At 74.1% G+C, this 15,452-nt stretch carries 11 protein-coding genes and 2 tRNA genes; 11 read left to right on the top strand and 2 right to left on the bottom strand.

Annotated elements, in window-relative coordinates:
* Positions 1-13: 13 nt before the first annotated feature.
* A complete protein-coding gene (locus ACFY7E_RS09125; protein ID WP_389482422.1) occupies positions 14-3,919 on the bottom strand; it encodes a PAS domain-containing protein in 3,906 nt (1,301 codons plus the stop codon).
* A 193-nt stretch (positions 3,920-4,112) separates the two neighbouring features.
* Positions 4,113-4,544, bottom strand: coding sequence for an SSI family serine proteinase inhibitor (locus ACFY7E_RS09120; protein WP_389482420.1), 432 nt, complete (start codon positions 4,542-4,544; stop codon positions 4,113-4,115).
* A 367-nt stretch (positions 4,545-4,911) separates the two neighbouring features.
* Here ACFY7E_RS09120 and ACFY7E_RS09115 point away from each other — a divergent pair.
* From ACFY7E_RS09115 to ACFY7E_RS09065, 11 genes are all read left to right on the top strand, one after another.
* Positions 4,912-5,002, top strand: a tRNA-Ser gene (locus tag ACFY7E_RS09115).
* Positions 5,003-5,204: 202 nt separating this feature from the next.
* Positions 5,205-5,277: transfer RNA gene (locus ACFY7E_RS09110), tRNA-Arg, on the top strand.
* 189 nt (positions 5,278-5,466) lie between these two features.
* Entirely contained in the window at positions 5,467-5,832 is a 366-nt protein-coding gene (locus tag ACFY7E_RS09105; RefSeq protein WP_017240499.1) for a PH domain-containing protein, read from the top strand.
* 127 nt (positions 5,833-5,959) lie between these two features.
* Positions 5,960-6,784, top strand: coding sequence for a BRO family protein (locus ACFY7E_RS09100; RefSeq protein ID WP_389482418.1), 825 nt, complete (start codon positions 5,960-5,962; stop codon positions 6,782-6,784).
* Positions 6,785-6,870: 86 nt separating this feature from the next.
* On the top strand, positions 6,871-7,740 hold the full coding sequence (locus tag ACFY7E_RS09095; RefSeq protein ID WP_389482417.1) for a DUF2797 domain-containing protein: 870 nt from the start codon (positions 6,871-6,873) through the stop codon (positions 7,738-7,740).
* 128 nt (positions 7,741-7,868) lie between these two features.
* Positions 7,869-8,204, top strand: a complete 336-nt coding sequence (locus ACFY7E_RS09090) for an antibiotic biosynthesis monooxygenase family protein (protein WP_389482414.1) — start codon at positions 7,869-7,871, stop codon at positions 8,202-8,204.
* 130 nt (positions 8,205-8,334) lie between these two features.
* Positions 8,335-9,246 (top strand): amidohydrolase family protein, encoded by a 912-nt coding sequence (locus ACFY7E_RS09085; protein WP_389482412.1) that lies wholly within the window; start codon positions 8,335-8,337, stop codon positions 9,244-9,246.
* Positions 9,247-9,460: 214 nt separating this feature from the next.
* A complete protein-coding gene (locus tag ACFY7E_RS09080) occupies positions 9,461-10,165 on the top strand; it encodes a response regulator transcription factor (protein ID WP_383442299.1) in 705 nt (234 codons plus the stop codon).
* A gap of 7 nt (positions 10,166-10,172) precedes the next feature.
* Positions 10,173-11,705, top strand: coding sequence for a sensor histidine kinase (locus ACFY7E_RS09075; protein WP_389482410.1), 1,533 nt, complete (start codon positions 10,173-10,175; stop codon positions 11,703-11,705).
* Positions 11,706-11,878: 173 nt separating this feature from the next.
* Positions 11,879-13,168, top strand: a complete 1,290-nt coding sequence (locus tag ACFY7E_RS09070) for a glycosyltransferase (protein ID WP_389482408.1) — start codon at positions 11,879-11,881, stop codon at positions 13,166-13,168.
* Positions 13,165-15,420, top strand: a complete 2,256-nt coding sequence (locus ACFY7E_RS09065) for an ArnT family glycosyltransferase (RefSeq protein WP_389482406.1) — start codon at positions 13,165-13,167, stop codon at positions 15,418-15,420. The genes ACFY7E_RS09070 and ACFY7E_RS09065 overlap by 4 nt, the downstream gene beginning before the upstream one ends.
* The last annotated feature ends 32 nt before the right edge of the window (positions 15,421-15,452 follow it).

The following is a 15,452-nucleotide window of genomic DNA, read 5'->3' as shown; positions in this document are numbered from 1 at the left end:
GTACGGTCACGTCCTAGTTGGTGCCGATCTTCGCGAGCAGGTCGACGATCCGGGCCTGGACCTCGGTGCTGTTCGAGCGCTCGGCGAGGAAGAGGACCGTCTCGCCGGAGGACAGCTTCGGCAGCTCCTCCCCGGCGAGGTCGGCCGAGGTGTAGACGACGAGCGGGGTGCGGTTGAGCTGCCCGTTCGCCCGCAGCCAGTCGATGATCCCGGCCCGGCGGCGGCGCACCTGCATCAGGTCCATCACCACCAGGTTCGGCTGCGTCTGCGTGGCGAGCGTGACCGCCTCGGAGTCCGTGGCCGCCCGCGCCACCTGCATCCCGCGCCGCTCCAGAGTGGCCGCGAGCGCCTCCGCGATGTCCTCGTTCTCCTCGATCAGCAGGACCCGGGACGGGTGCTGCTCGCTGTCGCGCGGTGCGAGCGCCTTGAGGAGCACGGCCGGATCGGCGCCGTACGCCGCCTCGCGGGTCGCCTGCCCGAGCCCGGCCGCGAGCAGCACCGGCACCTCGGCGGCGACGGCCGCCTGACGCAGCGACTGGAGCGCGGTGCGGGTGATGGGGCCGGTCAGCGGGTCGACGAAGAGCGCGGCCGGGAAGGCGGCGATCTGCGCGTCGACCTCCTCGCGGGAGTGCACGATCACCGGCCGGTAGCCGCGGTCGCTCAGCGCCTGCTGCGTGGAGACGTCGGGCGCGGGCCAGACCAGCAGCCGGCGCGGGTTGTCGAGGGGCTCCGGGGGCAGCTCGTCGTCGACGGGGCGCGGGGCGGGCCGGTTGGCGACCTCGACCGCGCCGCCGGGGCCGTCGAGCGGCTCGGGACCCTCCGCGGAGCCCTCGGCGGGCGCCCCTATGGCGTACGCCCGGCCCTCGGGCACGGGGGAGCCGGGGGGCGCGGGAGGAGCGAGGGGGGTGAGTCCCGGCGCGGCCTCCGCCCGGGACTGCGTCTCCGGCTGTGCCGGGGCCGGTGTCCGAGCCGCCGCCCGAGCCGGTGCCTGCGGGTGCGGCTCGGCCTCGGCCCCGGTCGGCGCGGGAAGCGCGGTCGGGGCCGGCGGGTCGACCTCGGGCGGGGCGGCGAGCTTGCGCCGCCGCCCGGAGCCGTTGGAGGGCGCGGCGGGTACGCCGGGCACGGCGGACGCACCGGGCGCGGCCGGAGCCGGGGAGGTCGCCGGTACCGGGGCCGGGTGCGCCGGGGAGGCGGGGACCGGGGGTACGAAGGGGACGCCCTGCCCGAGGGTACGGACGCTGAACGCCCGTCCCTGGGTCGACTCCCTCGACATGGGCAGCTCGGGCGGCAGCGGTACGGAGCCGGTGCCGGTGCCGGTCCCATTACCGGGCTGCGGCGGCTCCGGAGCCGGCGGCGGCGGCGCGACGGCCCGGCGCCGCCCGGTCGGCTCGGCGGGAGGCGGTACGGGCGCGGGACCGGTCGCGGGCAGGGGCGTGGAGACGCCCGAAGCCTGGGCCGGCAGCGGTGCCTGGGCGTGGACGTGCGGGTGGGGCTGCGGCGGCGTGTGGTCGGCGCCCGGGACACCCCGTACGGCCTCGTGCTGTCCCTCGTCGGAGACCGGCAGCGGACCGGCGGGCGTACCGGCACCGGCAGACGTACCGGCACCGCCGGGCGTGCCGACCGGCGGACCGGTCACGGGCGCGGCGGGCAGGGGCACTTCACGGTCGGCGTCGGCGGGCGGCAGCGCGAACGGGGTCCGGGGGCCGGCCTCGGCCGCGGCCGCCCGCTCCTGCGCGGCGGCCAGCGCGCGCCGACGGCGTCCGCTCGGCTGCGCCGGGGCCTCCTCGGAGGCGACGGCCGGCAGGGCCAGGGCGGGGGAGGGAACGGGGCCGGGAGCACCCGCGGGGTCGACGGCGACGCCCTGCGGCGGCACGGCCGCGCCGAGCGCGGCACGTCCCTGAGCCCCTTCGGCGGCGGTCACGACGGAACCCTCGGCGGGCCGCCCCCGACGGCGCCCGGTGGGCTCGACGGGCGAGGCGGCGGAGGCGGAAGGGCCTCCAGCGACGGCGGGGACACCGGAGCCGGTGGAGACTCCGGAGCCGGCAGGGACGCCGGAGGTCCCGGGGGAAGCGATCGCGTTCTGCTGGGCCGGGATCAGATCGGCCGCGGCGGTGCCTCCCGTACGGGCACGGCGGCGCCCGCTGGGCTCGGCGCCGGACGGTGCGTCGCCCCCCGCGGCGACCGCGCTCTCCAGGAAGGCGTCCGTCGAGCCGCGCCGGGCCCGTCGCCGCCCGCCGCCGGCCTCCGTGTCCGGCCCCGCGCCCGGGGCGGGAACGGCGGCCGGACCCGAGGCCTGCGCGGGCAGCGCGAGGGCCTCCCGGCCGCCCGCCTGCCCGTCGTTCCGGGGAGCGGGCGCCGGGACCGTGCCCCGGCCCGCGCCGACCGGCACTTCGAGGACGTACGCGCCGCCGCTCGTGCCCGGCACCTCGTGGGTCTGCACGACGCCGCCGTGCGCCGTCACGATCCCGCGCACGACGGGCCCGTGGACCGGGTCGCCGCCCGCGTACGGGCCGCGGACCTCGATCCGTACGACGTCGCCGCGCTGTGCGGCCGCCACGACGATCGTGGAGTCGGCGGGCGCGGCGCCCGGGGCGGCGGCCCGGTTCCTGCCGGTCGCGTCGACGCCCGCGACGTCCGCGACGAGGTGCGCGAGGGCGGTCGCGAGGCGGGCCGGGTCCACCTCGGCCTCGATGGGCGGGGTGTGCACGGCGAACTGCGCGCGGCCGGGCCCGATCAGCTCGACGGCCCCGTCGATGCCGGCGGACACGACCTCGTCGAGGAGCGTGACGCGCTTGTCGAGCTCCTCCGTGCCCGCGTCGAGGCGCTGGTAGCCCAGGACGTTGTCCACGAGCGCCGTCATCCGGGCGTACCCGGCGGCGAGGTGGTGAAGGACCTGGTTGGCCTCGGGCCACAGCTGCCCGGCGTCGTCGGCGGCGAGGGCGCCCAGCTGGGTGCGCAGCTCCTCCAGGGGGCCGCGCAGCGACTCGGCGAGCACGGCCGTCAGCTGCTCGTGGCGGGCGGCGAGCGAGGCGTACCGCTCCTGCTGCGCCTCCCGTTCCGCCGCCGCCCGCTCGGCGCGGTCGGCGAGCTCGGCGGCGTGCTGCTCGGCGAGCTGCTCGTACGGCCTGCGGTCGGCGAAGGTCATCACCGCGCCGACGAGCTGGTCGCCGTCCCGCACCGGAGCGGTCGTCAGGTCGACCGGGACCCGCTCGCCCTTCTTCGTCCACAGGACCTGCCCGCGCACCCGGTGCTTCCGCCCGGACTTGAGGGTGTCCGCGAGCGGCGACTCCTCGTACGGGAAGGGCTCGCCGTCGGCGCGCTTGGCGAGGATCAGCGGGTGCAGCTCCCGGCCGCCGAGCTCGCCGGCGCGGTGGCCGAGGATCTGCGCGGCGGCGGGGTTCACGAGGACGACCCGGCCGTCGGTGTCCGTGCCGACGACGCCCTCGGAGGCGGCGCGCAGGATCATCTCGGTCTGCCGCTGCGAGCGGGCGAGTTCGGCCTCGGTGTCGAGGGTGCCGGTGAGGTCGCGCACGACCAGCATGAGCAGCTCGTCGCCGGTGTAGCCGCCGTACGAGTCGTAGGCCTCGCGGCCGTCCTCCAGGCTGGCGCTGGTCACCTCGACGGGGAACTCGCCGCCGTCGGTGCGGCGGGCGACCATCCGGGCCGGCTTGGTGCGGCCCTGCTCGTCGGTGTTGTCCGGACGGCGCATGGAGCCGGGGATGAGGCGTGAGTCGAAGTCGGGCAGGAGGTCGAGGAGGCCGCGCCCGACGAGGGCGGTGCCGGGCGTCTCGAACATGCCGAGGGCGATGGTGTTGGCGTTGACGACCGTGCCGTTGCAGTTGACGAGCACGAGGCCGTCGGGGAGGGCGTCGAGTATGGCTGCGAGGCGAGCAGCGCCTCGGGATGGCCTGCTGCTCACGACGACGCTTCCTCCCTGACGCACTGCACGCGCTTGGCCTGTCGACCGGCCGGCCCCATCTTGCCCCTCGGACCGTGGCCTGTCACTGAAGGGAGTCTAAGGGAGCCTCCGGCCGACACTCCCGGTCATCGCTCCCGACCGCCGTCCCCACACGGCATCTCCGCACGTCATCCCCGGACGTCGTGCGCGGAGGTCATCCCCGGACAAGGGGAAGGACGGGCTCCAGATTCTCCCAGCGGTCGATCTCGCACCCGTTCGCGCGGGAGAAGCGGGTGTCGACCTCGTGGCCCCGCCAGGTGCCGGTCACCCGTGCGAGGACGGGTCCGCCGTACACCTGTGCGCACACCTGGTCCTCGGGGACCGGCCGGAACGGGTCCTCGTCCGCCGCCGCGAGCCGGTCCAGGCGCTCGCAGGCGCGCTCGGCGGCCGGGTGGTCGCCCCCTGGCCGCTCGCCGCACCTCAGCTCGAAGGTGCCGTCGGCCTCGGGGTGGCCGCTTCCGGAGATCGCCACGGTCAGGGCGTCGGGCGTCGGCGCCGGGAACAGCGGCAGCGGGGGCAGGGGCCCGAGACCGGCGGACCCGGCGGTGGCGGTGGCGAGGGTCGCGAGGACGAGACGACGCAGCATGCGGAACTCCAGGAGCGGGGGTACGCGGTGGACACGGCGGATACGGCAGCCGCGATGGGTACGGCGGACACGGCGGACAGTGCGGGTACGGCAGATGCGGCGGACGGCGCGGACACGGCGGTGCGGGCGCGCGACGCGCCCGTCCGGTCTAACGCTCCGGATCCGGAGGCGTTGCGCGGAGAGGAGTGCGGAGGGGTGTCGCGGAGGGCGCGCAGGGGAGTGCGCCGGGCGGGCGCGCGGGTCCGTACACGCGCCGGTGGGCTTTGCCCTGGACCCCGGAGGACTAGTACGGTGAGAATCGATTGGTGACAGCCGGTTCGCCTGTGTCATCATCTGCACGCACCGTCCGCGCATGCGCGGGGTGCATGGAGGCGTCGCCTAGTCCGGTCTATGGCGCCGCACTGCTAATGCGGTTTGGGTCTTAAAGCCCATCGAGGGTTCAAATCCCTCCGCCTCCGCCCCACACCGAAGCCCCGGCCCCCAAGGCCGGGGCTTCGGCCGTTCCCGGGGTCCGTGCCGCGCTCCCCCTCCGTGACGTTTTCGCAGGTCACAAGGGGTGAGGCAATCGGATTTCACATGACAGCGGCAGTCATGTAATGTTCTTCCTGTCGCCGCGAGCGGGCCGAAAGGCCGGGGAGCGAAGGCAAGAACTGAAAACAAGCACTCGTAGCTTAACGGATAGAGCATCTGACTACGGATCAGAAGGTTGCAGGTTCGAATCCTGCCGAGTGCACACAGGTGAGAGGCCCGGACGAGAGTCCGGGCCTCTTGCGTTGTCCGTTGGGGCGTCCCGCTACCGCGTACGGCCTGCGGGGCCGGCTGTCGCCCCGGCGGTCCGCGTGGGCCTCGTGAGAGTGGCTCGATCGACAAGGCACCCCGTAGGGTCGGTCGTTCGTTCTCTCATCGCACAGGGGGTTGGGACATGGCGCTCTTCGGGAACGCGCACGCGATCGATCCGGCGCAGGCGCAGCAGGACTTCGCGCGGCTGCTCGGCCAGGGGGAGCAGGTGCACGCCGCGTACCTGCTGATCCGGGACACGATCTTCTTCACCGACAGGCGGCTCGTGCTGGTCGACAAGCAGGGGATCACCGGCAAGAAGGTCGAGTACCACTCGATCCCGTACCGGAGCATCACCCACTTCGCCGTCGAGACCGCCGGCACCTTCGACCTCGACGCCGAGCTGAAGATCTGGATCTCGGGCAGCCAGCTGCCCGTGCAGAAGACCTTCACCAAGGGGGTCGACATCTACGAGGTGCAGGCGATTCTCACGCAGTTTGTCGCCAAATAGGTGGGTACATGGAGGGGGAGGGGTCTCGGGGAGTCCCGGGAAGCCTCCCCTTTTGGGTGAACCTGTCTTATTTGCATGTCAGTTGAATATGCCTTCGGACTAGCTTGCGACGCGGAGGTGATGATCGATGGACGCGATCGACATCGATGACGTGGTGTACGCCGCCACCGGGGAGCGCCTGCGGAGGCTGACCGCGTCGGACGGGGCCCACTGGTTCCCGGTGGTGGACGTGGCGAAACGGCTGGGGTACGCGGGGACGAGAGAGGCCCTGCGGACGGTGCCGCTGCCCGAGGAGTGCCTGGCGTCCGCGCGGGAGATCGCCGGTGACGACACGTACCTCCGCCGGTGCGGGATCCGCGCGGCGACGCGGATGGTGAGCCTCCAGGGGCTCGTCCAGCTCGTCGGAGCCTGCCGGAGACCGGAGGCCGGGCCGTTCCGGGCGTGGGTGGCCGAAGTCGTGGCGTCGGTCCAGCGCCACGGCGGATACGGGCTCGAACCCTCCCCGGTGCAGGCCGGCTTCCTGCTCCCGCCGGAGCTCGTCGACGTCCTCGTGCGCCTGGAGGGGCGGTTCGACGAGGGCGCCCTCGCGCACGCCGAGCAGGTCGAGTACGCGGAACTGCTCCGCGAGACCCGGGAGAACCTCTCCAGGGTCGCCGAATCCCTGGAGCGGCTCGCCGTGCCCCGCCAGCGCGCGGGCTCCGCCGTCGTGCTCAGTCCGCAGGAGCTCGTCGAGTCCTGGGCCATCACCGGGGACGTGCGGACGGTCGCCAGCTACCTCGCTCCCGGGCTCGTCCGGGGCGGGGTGCGCTACCGGACCCAGGACGTCACCCGCCGCACCGGCCTCTCCGGCGAGCGCGTCCACGACTGCGTACGGCTCCTCCTCGAGCGGGGCTGCATGCGGCAGGTCGGGGAGCCGGACCCGGACGGGACGCGGATCTACGTCCTCCCCTGAGCCGTGCTCCTGTGCGGGGCGGGGACGTGGCGGAGACTGGATGACCAGGGGCCGAGGGCTTCGGGAGCGGTCGGGGAGGCGTGGGCGTGGAGTGGCGGTGCCGGGGGATCACCTGGAACGGCGGAGTGCCGGGGCTGCGGTGGCGGGGCGGGAGGGTCAGCCCGCTCGCGTACGGGCAGCCGCTCGCCTTCCGTGCCGTCGGGGTACGGCGCTGCCCGGGGGCCCGGGACAACCCCTGCCCCGTGGAGGCAGCCGTTCCCGGGCGGGCCACCGGAGGGCGGTGCGCGGAGTGCGCGCGGCTCGACCGGGCCCACTCGGTCGCGGCGGACACCGTCGCGGACGACCCCCAGCCGTACCGCGTCTACCTGGCCTGGTTCGGGCCCGGCATGACCAAGGTGGGGATCACCGCCGAGGCCCGGGGCGACGCCCGGCTCCTGGAGCAGGGGGCCGTCGCGTTCAGCTGGCTCGGCCGGGGGCCGCTGATGGCCGCCCGGCGCACCGAGGAGGTCCTGCGACAGGCGCTCGGCGTGCCCGACCGGGTGGCGTACGAGCGCAAGCGGGCCGCCCGGCACGCCCTGCCGCCCGCCGCCGACCGGGCCGGGGAGGTCGAGGAGTTGTACCGACGGGCCCGAGAGGTCGGCGGCTGGACCGAGAACCTGGAGCCGCTGGAGTTCGCCCCGCGCGACCATGCCAAGGCCTTCCACTTCGACGGACTGCCGCCGCTCGCCGGCACGGTCGCCGAGCTGACCGACGGTGGCACCATCGCCGGGCGGCTGCTCGCCGCCGCCGGGCCCGATCTGCATCTCCTCGCCCCCGACGGGCGCTGTCTCGCCCTCGACACCCGGCTCATGGGCGGGTGGGTCCTCGGGAGGGCCGACGGGGCGGACGGCTTCTCCGTGCCGGTGGTGGCGGCGGCGCCCGGGGAGGATCCGAACGAGCAGGGAGAGCTCTTCTGAGGCGGGCGGCTCCTCGCAGCGGCCTCCCGAAGCGCCTTCCAGGCTGCCGGGTGCGTCTTCGTAAAGTCTTGGATCCCTTTGGCGGGGGGCCGTGGACATCCCGGTCCGGCCCCCGCGAGGGTGATCGCATGACCCCGAAACCGGTGGCGGGTATCGAACCGCCCTACTACACCGCTGTCTTCACCTCGGTCCGGCCCGACGCGCCCGAGGGTTACGCCGAGACCGCCTCCCGGATGCAGGAGATCGTCGAAGGGATGCCCGGTTACCTCGGACACGAGTCCGCCCGCACCCCCGGCGGCCTCGGCATCACCGTCGCCTACTTCCGCGACCTGGAGTCCCTCGACGCCTGGCGCCTCCACACCGCGCACCAGAAGGCCAAGGCGCACGGGCGGGAGCACTGGTACGACAGTTACAGCGTCCACATCGGCAGGGTCGAGCGGAGTTACGGCTATGAGCGGGCATGACGGTGCGAGCGGGCATGACGGTGCGAGCGGGCGTGACGGTGCGAGCGGGCGTGACGGTGTGAGCGGGCGTGACGGTGTGAGCGGGCGTGACGGTGTGAGCGGGTGTGGCATTACGAGTGGGCATGGTGGTGTGAGCGGGCGTGGGGGTGCGGGCGGAGAGGTCGGTCTCGTCGACATACCCGCGCTCCTCGCGCGGCTCGGGATTCCCGGACTCGTCGACGTGCACACGCACTTCATGCCGAAGAACGTCCTCGACAAGGTCTGGGCCTACTTCGACGCCGTCGGTCCGCTGACCGGTATGGAGTGGCCCATCACCTACCGCGAGGAGGAGGACCGCAGGCTCGCCCTTCTGCGCGGGTTCGGAGCGGTCGCCTTCACCGCGATGCTCTACCCGCACAAGCCCGGGATGGGTGCCTGGCTGAACTCCTGGGCCGCCGACTTCGCCGCCCGCACCCCCGACTGTCTGCACACCGCCACCTTCTTCCCCGAGCCGGGTGCCGACGACTACGTCCGGGAGGCGCTCGACGCCGGGGCCCGCGTCTTCAAGGTGCACCTCCAGGTCGGAGGGTTCGACCCGAACGACGAACGGATCGACGGGGTCTGGGGGAGCCTCGCGGACAGCGGCACCCCCGTCGTCGTCCACTGCGGCTCCGGGCCCGCCCCGGGAAACTTCACCGGCCCCGGCCCCATGAGGCGGCTGCTCGCCCGGCACCCCCGGCTGCGGGTGATCGTCGCGCACATGGGGATGCCCGAGTACGGGGACTTCCTCTCGCTCGCCGAGCGGTACGAGGGGGTCCATCTCGACACCACCATGGCGTTCACCGACTTCAGCGAGCGGTTCGCGCCCTTTCCCGAGGAGGAGCGCAAGCGGCTGCTCGACCTCGGTGACCGGATCCTCCTGGGCTCGGACTTCCCCAACATCCCGTATCCGTACGCGCATCAGCTCCACGTCCTCGAACGGCTCGGGCTCGGGGACGACTGGCTCCGGAAGGTGCTGTACGAGAACGGTGCCACGATGTTTCACGTGAAACCGGCTCGATGAGTTACAGAGTGTGCTGTTTCACGTGAAACAGGCCCTTTGGGGCCGGCCCTTCCGGGCGCTCGCCGGCGACGGCCGTTTCTCAGGGAATTCACAGGAAAGCGAAAGAGGCCTTTCAGCGGCGGCGGTCAGCGTGGGTTCCATGACCGTCACCTCACACCGCACGAGCAACCGCGCCGGTGCCCGCACCGGCGCTCGTACCGGCACCCGCGCCGACATGCTCCGCGTCGACGGGACCGCCGTCCGGGTCCTCGTCGTCGACGACGAGGCCTCGCTCACCGAACTGCTCTCCATGGCCCTGCGCTACGAGGGCTGGCAGGTCATGAGCGCCGGAGACGGAGCCACCGCCCTGCGCTCCGCGCGCGAGTTCCGGCCCGATGCCGTGATCCTCGACATGATGCTGCCCGACGCCGACGGACTGAGCCTGCTCGGTTCGATCCGGCGCGAGCTGCCCGACGTCCCGGTGCTCTTCCTGACGGCGAAGGACGCCGTGGAGGACCGGATCGCCGGACTCACGGCGGGCGGCGACGACTACGTGACCAAGCCCTTCAGCCTGGAGGAGGTGGTGGCCCGGCTGCGCGGCCTCATCCGCAGGTCCGGGGCCGCGCAGGCGCGCAGCGAATCGCTGCTGACCGTCGGGGACCTGACCCTCGACGAGGACAGTCACGAGGTCACCCGGGGCGGCGACTCGATCCACCTCACGGCGACCGAGTTCGAGTTGCTGCGCTACCTCATGCGCAATCCGCGCCGGGTGCTCAGCAAGGCGCAGATCCTCGACCGGGTCTGGTCGTACGATTTCGGCGGCCAGGCCAACGTGGTCGAGCTCTACATCTCCTATCTGCGCCGGAAGATCGACGCGGGGCGCTCCCCGATGATCCACACCCGGCGCGGGGCCGGCTACCTCATCAAGCCGGGGGAGTAACGGCCCGGTGACGCGAGGCACGCCACAGGGCCGGGGCACGCGGCTGCTCCGGGGTGCACGGCGGCCCTGGTCGCTGCGCACCCGGCTCGTCGTGTCGGCGGTCGCGCTGATCGCGGTCGTCGCGGCCGTCATCGGAACGGTCACGACGATCGCGTTCCGCTCGTACCTGTACGACCAGGCCGACGAGCAGGTCCGGGGGCTGTCCCAGCGGGCCGCCGGGCCGCCGGTCGCCATGCCCGTGCCCGACCCCGGCCGGAGCCGGGAGCCCTTCGCCTTCCTCGGCGGTCCGGGCGCCCCGATAGGGACCCTCGGCGCGGTCCTCACCGACGGGGAGGTCACCTCCGCCGGATACTCGACGGAGGTGCCCGGCAAGAGCGGTACGGACGGGCCGAGGTTCCCCGTCGAGGAGCTGGACGCGCAGCAGCGGGCCGCCCTCGCCGCCGTCCCGCGCGACGGTGCGCCGCACACCGTGGAGCTGCCCGGCGGTCTCGGCTCCTACCGGGTCGCGTACGCGGAGGGCAGCCGGGGCGCCTTCCTCACCGGCATCCCGCTCACCGAGGTCGACGACGCCCTCTCCACCCTCGTCCTGGTCGAGCTGAGCGTCACCGGCGCCGGGCTCGTCGCGGCCTCGCTCGCCGGGACCGTGCTCGTCGGGGTGGCCCTGCGCCCGCTGCGGCGGGTCGCCGCCACCGCGTCCCACGTCGCCCGGCTCCCGCTGCACAGCGGAGAGGTGGCGCTCCACCAGCGGGTCCCGGAGCCCGAGGCCGATCCGCGCACCGAGGTCGGCCAGGTCGGCGCGGCCCTCAACCGGATGCTCGACCACGTCCACTCAGCCCTCGACGCGCGCCAGCGGAGCGAGACCCGGGTCCGGCAGTTCGTCGCGGACGCCAGCCACGAGCTGCGCACCCCGCTCGCCTCGATCCGGGGGTACGCGGAGCTGACCCGGCGCGGCCACGAGGAGTGCGGGCCCGACACCCGGCACGCGCTCGGCCGGATCGAGTCGGAGGCGACCCGGATGACGGGCCTGGTGGAAGACCTGCTGCTGCTCGCCCGGCTCGACACCGGACGCCCTCTCGCGGACGAGCCCGTCGACCTCGTCGCCCTCGTCCTGGACTCCGTGAGCGACGCCCGCGCCGCCGGACCCGGCCACCACTGGGGCCTCGAACTCCCCGAGGAGGGGGTGGAGGTGCGGGGGGACGGCGCCCGGATCCGGCAGGTGCTCCTCAACCTCCTCGCCAACGCCCGCACCCACACCCCGCCCGGCACGAAGGTCACCGCCCGCGTCCGGGCGGAGGGGACGGACGCGCTCGTGGAGGTCGAGGACGACGGACCCGGGATCCCGGAGGCGCTCCTGCCCTCCGTCTTCGAACGGTTCGCGCGCGGCGACGCCTCCCGCTCCCGCACCGCCGGCTCCACCGGTCTCGGCCTCGCGATCGTCCGCGCGGTCGTCCTCGCCCACGGCGGCGGGGCGACGGTGGCGAGCGCCCCCGGCCGGACCGTCTTCACCGTCCGGCTGCCCCTGGGACCTGTCCGGCCCTGATCCGTCGGACTGCCCCTGGGACCCGTCCGACCCTGATCCGTCGGATGGACCCTGGAACCCATCCGCCCCCGATCCGCCGGACAGGCCCCGGACGACGGCCCGCGCGCAGACTCACAGGCGGGGCACAGGCTCGGCACACAGGCGTGACAGCCGCCCCGGCGAGGGTCTGTGGCATGCGAACCCCAACGATCGCGCGGCCCGTGCCCGGCGCCCTGCCCGCCCGGGAACACCTGCCCGTGGACGTCGCCGGACGGCCCGTCCTGGACGTGGTGATCCCCGTCTACAACGAGGAGAAGGACCTGGAGCCGTGCGTCCGCCGGCTCCACGAGCACCTCTCCCGGACCTTCCCGTACGGCTTCCGCATCACCGTCGCCGACAACGCCTCCACCGACACGACGCCCGACGTCGCCGCGACCCTCGCCGACGAGATGCCCGGCGTGCGCTCCGTACGCCTCGAACAGAAGGGGCGCGGGCGGGCCCTGCGCACGGTGTGGTCGGCGTCGGACGCGCCCGTCCTCGCCTACATGGACGTCGACCTGTCCACCGACCTGAACGCGCTGCTCCCGCTGGTCGCGCCGCTCATCTCCGGACACTCCGACCTGGCGATCGGCTCCCGGCTCTCCCGCTCCGCACGGGTGGTGCGCGGCCCGAAGCGGGAGTTCGTCTCCCGCGCGTACAACCTGATCCTGCGCTCCTCGCTCGCGGCCCGGTTCTCGGACGCGCAGTGCGGATTCAAGGCCATACGGCGCGAGGTCGCCGAGCGGCTGCTCCCGATGGTCGAGGACACCGGCTGGTTCTTCGACACCGAGATGCTGGTCCTCGCCGAGCGGGCCGGCCTGCGCATCCACGAGGTGCCGGTCGACTGGGTCGACGACCCCGACTCGACCGTGCACATCGTGCGGACGGCGACGGACGACCTCAAGGGCGTCTGGCGGGTGGGGCGGGCCCTCGCGACCGGTTCGCTGCCGCTCGACCGGCTCGCCCGGCCGTTCGGGGACGACCCCCGGGACCGTGAGCTCAGCGGCGTACCCGGCGGTCTCGCCCGCCAGCTGGTCGGCTTCTGCGTGGTCGGGGTCCTGTCCACGCTCCTCTACCTGGCGCTGTACTCGGCCTTCCGGCTCGGCCTCGGCCCGCAACTCGCCAACGCCGGGGCCCTCCTCGTCTCGGCCGTCGCCAACACGGCGGCCAACCGGCGCCTCACCTTCGGAGTGCGGGGCCGGGACCGGGCCGTACGCCACCAGGCGCAGGGGCTCGTGGTCTTCGCCATCGGCCTTGCCCTGACCAGCGGTTCGCTCGCCGCCCTCGGCGCGGCGACCGGCGACCCGTCGCACTCCGCCGAGCTGGCCGTCCTGATCGTCGCCAACCTCGCCGCCACCGTCCTGCGCTTCCTCCTCTTCCGGCTCTGGGTGTTCCCCGAGCGGGCCGCCGCGAGGAACGAACCCACCGCAAGGAACGAACGATGACCACTCCGAACCCCGCGGCCTCCGCCGCCCCACACGGGAACGCCGGTAACGCCGGTAGCGCTGGGAACACCGGTAGCGCCGGGAACACCTGGTCCGCACGGCTCGCCCGCCTCCGGCGCGGACGTGCCGAGGACGCCCCCTGGGTCCGGCCCGCGTTCCTCGGCCTGCTCGTCGTGACCGGTGTGCTCTACCTGTGGAACCTGAGCGCCTCCGGCTACGCCAACTCCTTCTACTCCGCCGCCGTCCAGGCCGGCGGGGAGAGCTGGAAGGCCTTCTTCTTCGGCTCCCTCGACGCGGCCAACGCCATCACCGTCGACAAGCCGCCGGCCGCGCTCTGGCCGATGGCGCTCTCGGTCCGCCTCTTCGGCCTCGGTTCCTGGCAGATCCTCGTGCCCGAGGTGCTCATGGGCGTGGCCACGGTCGGCGTCCTGTACGCGGCCGTCCGGCGCCGGTTCGGCGCGGGCGCGGGCCTGATCGCGGGCGTGGTCCTGGCGCTGACGCCGGTCGCCGCCCTGATGTTCCGCTTCAACAACCCGGACGCGCTGCTCGCGCTGCTCATGACGGTCGCCGTGTACGGGGTGCTGCGCGCTCTGGAGGGCGGCCCGGGCGCGACGAAGTGGCTGGTGGGGGCGGGAGTGGCTTTCGGGTTCGCGTTCCTCGCGAAGACCCTCCAGGCCTTCCTGATCCTGCCGCCGCTCGCCCTCGTGTACGCGGTGTGCGCGCCGGACGGGATCGGGCGCCGGATCGGCCGCCTCGGCCTCGCCGGGCTCGCGACGCTGGTCTCGGCGGGCTGGTGGGTGGCCCTGGTCGAGCTGTGGCCGGCGTCCTCCCGCCCGTACGTCGGGGGCTCGCAGAGCAACAGCTTCCTGGAGCTGACCTTCGGCTACAACGGCCTCGGCCGGATCAACGGCGACGAGACCGGCAGCGTGGGCGGCGGCGGTGGCCCCGGCGGGGGCACGGGCGGCGGCCGGTGGGGCGAGACCGGGATCGGCCGGATGTTCAACGACTCGGTCGGTGGTCAGATCTCCTGGCTGCTCCCGGCCGCGCTGCTCCTGCTCGTCGCGGGGCTCGTCGTCACCCGGCGGGCGCCCCGGACGGACACCGCGCGCTCGGCGTTCCTGGTGTGGGGCGGCTCGCTGCTCATGACCCTCGCGGTGTTCAGCTTCATGGCCGGCATCTTCCACGAGTACTACACGGTCGCCCTGGCCCCGTACGTCGCGGCGCTCGTCGGCACGGGCGCGTCCGTGCTGTGGGAGGAGCGCACCCGGTTCGCCGCCTCGGCGGCGCTCGCGGCGGCGGTGGCGGTGTCGGCCTGGTGGGCCTGGACGCTGCTCGGCCGTACGCCGGACTGGCTGCCGTGGCTGCGCCGGACGGTCCTGGTGGCGGGCGCCGTCGCGACCGTCGGGCTCCTTGTCGCGGGCCGGGTCGACCGGTGCCTCGGACTCGCGGCGGCGGGCCTCGGCCTGGCGGCGGGTCTCGCGGGCCCCTTCGCGTACACCCTGGCGACGGTGGGCACCGGTCACCAGGGCTCCATCGTGACGGCGGGCCCGGCGGGCGGCCGGGGCCCGGGCGGCTTCGGCGGTCGCATGCCGGGCGGCTTCGGTGGCCGGATGCCCGAGGGCGGAACGGCGTTTCCTGGAGGCCAGATGCCCGGCGGCCCCGGTGGACAGGCCCAGGCGCAGGGCCAAAGCCAGGGCCGGCTGCCCGGCGGCACCCCGCCCCAGGGGACGTCCCAGGGCATGCCCCAAGGCGGCTTCCAGGGCTCGCGCGGCGAGCGCCCCGGCTTCGGCGCCGGTGGCGGCGGCGCCGGTGGCGGCGGCATGGGCGGTCTCCTCAACGGCGCGAAAGTCGGCGCGGAGGCCAAGGCGGCGCTCCTGAAGGACGCCGACTCCTACACCTGGGTCGCGGCCACGGTCGGCGCCCAGAACGCGGCCGGCTACCAACTCGCCACGGAGAGGCCGGTCATGGCGGTCGGCGGCTTCAACGGCAGCGACCCGTCCCCGACCCTCGCGCAGTTCAAGCGGTACGTCGCCGAGGGAAAGATCCACTACTTCATCGGAAGCGCCGGCGAGGACACGGGCGAGAGCGACGGGCGCACCGGCGGCAGGGAAGGCGGCATGGGCGGCGGCGCGGGCGGCGGCATGGGCGGCGGCATGGGCGGCAACTCCGAGATCTCCTCCTGGGTCGCGAAGACCTTCGAGAAGGTCACGATCAGCGGCTCCACCTTCTACGACCTCACTCGGAAGGTCTGACCGAAAAAAAGCGGCCGGAAATAATCCCTATA

Source organism: Streptomyces sp. NPDC012825 (genome assembly GCF_042900925.1).
GTDB lineage: Bacteria > Actinomycetota > Actinomycetes > Streptomycetales > Streptomycetaceae > Streptomyces.
The sequence above is the reverse complement of the archived record's forward strand: the minus strand, read 5'-3'. Positions and strand labels throughout refer to the sequence as shown.

Bases quoted from the DNA above. Each gene is read 5' to 3' on its own strand.
- ACFY7E_RS09090 (WP_389482414.1), top strand. From the start codon at position 7,869: ATGACCCCGAAACCGGTGGCGGGTATCGAACCGCCCTACTACACCGCT.
- ACFY7E_RS09120 (WP_389482420.1), bottom strand. From the start codon at position 4,544: ATGCTGCGTCGTCTCGTCCTCGCGACCCTCGCCACCGCCACCGCCGGG.
- ACFY7E_RS09065 (WP_389482406.1), top strand. From the start codon at position 13,165: ATGACCACTCCGAACCCCGCGGCCTCCGCCGCCCCACACGGGAACGCC.
- ACFY7E_RS09105 (WP_017240499.1), top strand. From the start codon at position 5,467: ATGGCGCTCTTCGGGAACGCGCACGCGATCGATCCGGCGCAGGCGCAG.
- ACFY7E_RS09080 (WP_383442299.1), top strand. From the start codon at position 9,461: ATGCTCCGCGTCGACGGGACCGCCGTCCGGGTCCTCGTCGTCGACGAC.
- ACFY7E_RS09070 (WP_389482408.1), top strand. From the start codon at position 11,879: ATGCGAACCCCAACGATCGCGCGGCCCGTGCCCGGCGCCCTGCCCGCC.
- ACFY7E_RS09100 (WP_389482418.1), top strand. From the start codon at position 5,960: ATGGACGCGATCGACATCGATGACGTGGTGTACGCCGCCACCGGGGAG.